This window comes from Aquabacterium sp., from assembly GCF_035476535.1.
Classification (GTDB): Bacteria; Pseudomonadota; Gammaproteobacteria; order Burkholderiales; family Burkholderiaceae_C; genus Pseudaquabacterium.
In genome coordinates, this window is sequence record NZ_DATILJ010000083.1 from 1 (window position 1) to 4400 (window position 4400).

Here is a 4400-nt window from a genome sequence, read left to right on the forward strand (position 1 = left end):
CTACTCCCACTCGATCGTCGCCGGCGGCTTGCTGCTCACGTCGTAGGTCACGCGGTTGATGCCGCGCACCTCGTTGATGATGCGGCTGGACACTTTCTTCAGCAGGCTGTACGGCAGCTCGGCCCAGTCGGCGGTCATGAAGTCGCTGGTCTGCACGGCGCGCAGCGCCACCACGTAGTCGTAGGTGCGGCCGTCGCCCATCACGCCAACGCTCTTGACCGGCAGGAACACCGCGAAGGCCTGCGAGGTCAGGTCGTACCAGCTCTTGCCGCTGGTGTCGTCCTTGGCCGCGCGCAACTCTTCGATGAAGATCGCGTCAGCGCGGCGCAGCAGGTCGGCGAATTCGCGCTTGACTTCGCCGAGGATGCGAACGCCCAAGCCGGGGCCCGGGAACGGGTGGCGATAGACCATGTCGTGCGGCAGGCCCAGCGCCACGCCGAGCTCACGCACCTCGTCCTTGAACAGGTCGCGCAGCGGCTCCAGCAGCTTCAGGCCCAGCGTCTCGGGCAGGCCGCCGACGTTGTGGTGGCTCTTGATCGTGGTGGCCTTCTTGGTCTTCGCGCCGCCGGATTCGATGACGTCCGGATAGATCGTGCCCTGGGCCAGCCACTTGGCGCCGCGGGCGCCCGTCGTCGATCCAGCCTGCTTCAGCTTCGCGGCCTGGGCCTGGAACACCTCGACAAACTCGCGGCCGATGATCTTGCGCTTGGCCTCGGGGTCGGTGACGCCGGCCAGGTGGCCGAGGAACTGGTCGCTGGCATCGACATGGATCACCTTGGCATGCAGCCGTCCGGCGAACATCTCCATCACCATCGCGCCTTCGTTCAGGCGCAGCAGGCCGTGGTCGACGAAGACGCAGGTCAGCTGCTCGCCGATGGCACGGTGGATCAGCGCCGCGGCAACGCTGGAATCGACGCCGCCGGACAGGCCGAGGATCACTTCTTCGTCGCCGACCTGCTCGCGGATGCGGGCCACCGCTTCTTCGACATGGTCGCGCATGACCCAGTCGGCCTTGGCCCCGCAGATCTTCAGCACGAAGCGCTCGAGCAGCGCCCTGCCCTGCACGGTGTGCGTCACCTCGGGATGGAACTGCACGCCGTAATAACCCCGTGCTTCATCGGCCATGCCGGCGATCGGGCAGCTCGGCGTGCTGGCCATCAGCTTGAAGCCGGGCGGCAGCGCGGTGACCTTGTCGCCATGGCTCATCCACACGTTGAGCAGGCCGAAGCCTTCGGGCGTGCGGTGGTCTTCGATGCCGTCGAGCAGGGGCGTGTGGCCATGCGCACGCACTTCGGCGTAACCGAACTCGCGGTGCGTGGAGGCCTCGACCTGGCCGCCCAGCTGCACCGTCATCGTGAACATGCCGTAGCAGATGCCCAGCACCGGGATGCCCAGCTGCCAGACGACGTCCGGCGCACGCAGATCGTGTTCTTCGTAGGTGCTGGCGTGGCTGCCCGAGAGGATGATGCCCTTGGGGTTGAACGCGCGGATGAACTCCGGCGACACATCGTTCGGGTGGATCTCGCAGTACACATGAGCCTCGCGCACGCGGCGCGCGATCAGTTGGGTGACTTGCGAGCCGAAATCGAGGATCAGGATCTTGTCGTGCATGGTGGGAAGGGTCAGGCGGTGGCCGCAACCGCGGGTGCGGTGCGGCGGAACTGGAACCAGGCGATGGCCAGCGCCAGCGTGGCCAGCGTGGCACAGAAGTAGAACGGCAGGCCGATCAGCCAGTCACCAGGCGGGCGCTGCGAGATGATGCCCAGCAGCGGCGTCGAGACCAGCGGCGCACTGACCGCCATCAGGCTGTTCAGCGACGACACCGAACCCATGGTCTCACCCTGCGTGCGCGGGTCGGCGGCGTTCGAGATGATGCTCTGGATCACCACCGCGCCGCCACCGCCGAGCAGGTTGCCGAGCACGATCACGACATAGATCATCCAGCCCTCGGGCACCGCGCCGAATCCGAAGTAAGTCAACGCGCCGGCGCTCAGCGAAAACATCGCCAACTTGCGCGGCTCGAAGCGTTTGAGCAGGTGCTTGAGCAGCACACCTTGGGCAAAGGCCGACATCACGCCGACGCAGAACAGGCTCCAGCCCACTTCCCAGGGGCCCCAGCCGAACTTGAAGTGCGTGTACAGCACCCAGCTGGTGTGCAGCGTGAACTGCGCCAGGCCGGCCAGTGCCACCACCACCACCAGCAGGCCGACACCACGCAGCCGCAGCAGCCCGCGCAGCGAGGCAAAAGGATTGGCGCGCTTCCACGAGAACTCGCGGCGCTTCCCGGGCGCCAGCGATTCCGGCAGCACGAAGTAGCCGTACAACAGGTTCAGCAAGGCCATGCCACCGGCCACGAAGAACGGCAGGTGCACGTCGATCGAACCCAGCAGCCCGCCCATCACCGGCCCGAGGATGAAGCCGATGCCGAACATCGCGCCGAGCTGGCCGAAGCGCTGGGCACGCTCTTCCGGCGGCGTGATGTCGGCGACGTAGGCATTGGCGATCGCCATGTTCGATTGCATCGCGCCGGAGAACAGGCGCACGACGATCAGCATCCACAGCGCCGTGGCCAGGCCGGTGACGATGAAGCTCAGCGCCAGACCGGAAAAGCCCAGCAGCAACACGGGCCGGCGGCCGTACTTGTCCGACAGCGCGCCGAGGATCGGCGAGCAGAAGAAGTTGGCGATCGAGAACGAAAACGCCACCGCGCCGAACCACCAGGCCTGGGCCGAAGGCGAATCGGTGAAGGTGCCGACGATGTGCGGCAGCACCGGGATGATCAGGCCGATCGAGATCATGTCGATCAGCACGGCGATCAGGATGAAGGACATGGCCGCAGGACGCTGCGCCCCCCGCCCGAGGGGATGCGGGCCGCCTTCGGGCAGCCCGGCGCCCGGCCCGCTATCAGTTCGCGACATGTCTCGCCTCACTCCATGCGGTAGTTCGGCGCTTCCTTGGTGATCTGCACGTCATGCACATGGCTTTCGCGGATGCCCGACGAGGTGATCTCGACGAACTCGGCCTTGCTCTGCATCTCGGCGATGCTGGTGCAGCCGCAGTAGTGCATCGATGCACGCAGGCCGCCGGCCATCTGGAAGATGATGCTGACCACCGAGCCCTTGTACGGCACCTGGCCTTCGATGCCCTCGGGCACCAGCTTCGTGCTGGCATTGGCATTGGCGGCCGAGCTGTCCTGGAAATAGCGGTCGGCCGAGCCCTGCTGCATCGCGCCGATCGAGCCCATGCCGCGGTAGCTCTTGTAGCTGCGGCCCTGGTACAGCACGATGTCGCCGGGCGCCTCTTCGGTGCCGGCAAAGGCGCCGCCCATCATCACCGTGTCGGCGCCGGCGGCAATCGCCTTGGCCAGGTCGCCGGAGAAGCGGATGCCACCATCGGCGATCAAGGGCACGCCGCTGCCGGCCAAGGCCTTGGCCACCGAGTCGATGGCCATGATCTGCGGCACGCCGACACCGGTGACGATGCGCGTGGTGCAGATCGAGCCCGGCCCGATGCCGACCTTCACCGCATCGGCGCCGGCTTCGGCCAGCGCCAGCGCGGCGGCGCCGGTGGCGATGTTGCCGCCGATCACGTCGACCTGCGGGTAGTGCTTCTTGATCCAGCGCACGCGGTCGAGCACGCCGGCCGAATGGCCGTGCGCGGTGTCGACCACCAACACGTCGACGCCGGCCTTGACCAGCAGTTCGACCCGCTCCTCGGTGCCGTCGCCGACGCCCACCGCGGCACCGACGCGCAGCTTGCCGTGGCTGTCGCGTGCTGCATTCGGGAAGCTGGTCTGCTTGGTGATGTCCTTCACCGTCATCAGGCCGCGCAGCTCGAAGGCATCGTTGACGACCAGCACGCGCTCCAGCTTGTGCTGGTGCATCAGCGCCTTGCCGTCGTCGATGGTGGCGCCGTCCTTGACGACGATGAGCTTGTCGCGCGGCGTCATGATCTCGCGCACCGGCACGTCCAGCCGCGTCTCGAAGCGCAGGTCGCGGTTGGTGACGATGCCGACGACGCGGCCGTCCTCGATCACCGGAAAGCCGGAAATGCCATGCTGCTTGGACAGCGCCATCACATCGCGCACCGGGACGCCGGGGGAGATCGTGATCGGGTCGCGCAGCACGCCGGACTCATAGCGTTTGACACGCGCCACCTCGGCCGCCTGCTGTTTGGCCGTGAGGTTCTTGTGCACGATGCCGATGCCGCCCTCTTGCGCGATGGCGATCGCCAATCGGGCTTCGGTGACGGTGTCCATCGCGGCGGACACCAGCGGCAGGTTCAGCGTGATGTTGCGCGACAGTCGGGTCGCAAGGCTGGTGTCGCGTGGCAACACCTGGGAGAAGGCGGGCACCAACAACACATCGTCGAAGGTGAGCGCTTTGCCGAGAAGGCGCATG

At 66.8% G+C, this 4400-nt stretch carries 3 protein-coding genes; all 3 read right to left on the reverse strand.

The annotated features are described in order from the left end of the window. The 3 genes from guaA to guaB are packed head-to-tail and all read right to left on the reverse strand — an operon-like array spanning window position 1 to window position 4399. Window positions 1–1611, reverse strand: coding sequence for a glutamine-hydrolyzing GMP synthase (gene guaA, locus VLK61_RS08060; protein ID WP_325419972.1), 1611 nt, complete (start codon window positions 1609–1611; stop codon window positions 1–3). An 11-nt stretch (window positions 1612–1622) separates the two neighbouring features. Further along, window positions 1623–2918 (reverse strand): MFS transporter, encoded by a 1296-nt coding sequence (locus VLK61_RS08065; RefSeq protein WP_325419974.1) that lies wholly within the window; start codon window positions 2916–2918, stop codon window positions 1623–1625. A gap of 8 nt (window positions 2919–2926) precedes the next feature. Next, on the reverse strand, window positions 2927–4399 hold the full coding sequence (gene guaB / locus VLK61_RS08070) for an IMP dehydrogenase (protein ID WP_325419976.1): 1473 nt from the start codon (window positions 4397–4399) through the stop codon (window positions 2927–2929). Window position 4400: the final 1 nt, after the last annotated feature.

Coding starts and splice junctions, on each gene's coding strand:
- guaA (WP_325419972.1), bottom strand. CDS start 1,611: ATGCACGACAAGATCCTGATCCTCGATTTCGGCTCGCAAGTCACCCAA.
- VLK61_RS08065 (WP_325419974.1), bottom strand. CDS start 2,918: ATGTCGCGAACTGATAGCGGGCCGGGCGCCGGGCTGCCCGAAGGCGGC.
- guaB (WP_325419976.1), bottom strand. CDS start 4,399: ATGCGCCTTCTCGGCAAAGCGCTCACCTTCGACGATGTGTTGTTGGTG.